Genomic DNA, 834 nt, shown 5'->3' on the forward strand with positions numbered 1-834 from the left:
AATATCCTTATTCCTGTTAGCGAAGCTACTTTAATAACAGCAATAATTAAGGAGTTAATTCTAAAATGTTAAATATAGATAAGGTAGAAAAAGTCTATCTTGCCTGCGGTTATACGGATTTAAGAAAAAGTATTGATGGTTTAGTTATGATAGTGCAAAACCAATTTAAGTTAGATCCTTTTGATAAAGCACTATTTGTTTTTTGCAACAAGAAAATGGATAAATTAAAAATTCTTCACTTTGACGAAGGTTTTTGGCTATATTATCACCGTTTAGAAGCTAATCGCTTCAAATGGCCAGCGACAGCTGCCGATGCATTAAAGATTAATATTGATGAATTACGTTGGCTTTTAAAAGGCTATGAAGTAAGAACAAAATCTAAATTTAAACCTGTAAAAGCAAGTAACTATTATTAAAAAAATATCAACTTTGAACCCTTGAAGTATAGTAATTTCAAGGGTTTTGTGGTATAATAGAAATATCAAATAAAGCTAAAGGGGTAACTATGAGTCACGAATTTTTAACTAATGAGCTTGATGAAAATACAAAAGCATTAATTGAAAAAATGGAAAATGAAATTAATGAAAAAGATAAAGAATTAAGCTCAAAAGATGAAGAAATAAGAAAACTTAAAAATGAATTAGAATTCTTAAAAGGTGTTATATCTAATAGAAATAGAAAGATATTTGGAGCATCCAGTGAACAAGTAGATGTTAATCAATTATCTTTTTTTAACGAGGCTGAAAAACATAGTGATTCAAAGGTAGAAGAACCTACTTTAGAGGAAATTACATATAAAAGAGCTAAGAAAAGCAATTATACTGGAAAGAAAGA

2 protein-coding genes are annotated in these 834 nt (G+C 28.1%); both read left to right on the forward strand.

Annotated features, from left to right (window positions below; all coding sequences use genetic code 11):
* Positions 1-65: 65 nt before the first annotated feature.
* Positions 66-416: an IS66 family insertion sequence element accessory protein TnpB gene (gene tnpB / locus FGK85_RS15195; RefSeq protein WP_095177365.1), complete on the forward strand. Its 351-nt coding sequence runs from the start codon at positions 66-68 to the stop codon at positions 414-416.
* Between the two features lie 89 nt (positions 417-505).
* Positions 506-834: transposase (locus FGK85_RS15200; protein ID WP_207670540.1), on the forward strand; the 329-nt coding region annotated here is incomplete at its 3' end.

Origin of the sequence: Haloimpatiens lingqiaonensis, assembly GCF_901447495.1 — a bacterium.
GTDB classification, from domain to species: Bacteria; Bacillota; Clostridia; order Clostridiales; family Clostridiaceae; genus Haloimpatiens; species Haloimpatiens lingqiaonensis.

Excerpts from the sequence above, each read along its gene's own strand:
- tnpB (WP_095177365.1), top strand. The coding sequence starts at position 66 with ATGTTAAATATAGATAAGGTAGAAAAAGTCTATCTTGCCTGCGGTTAT.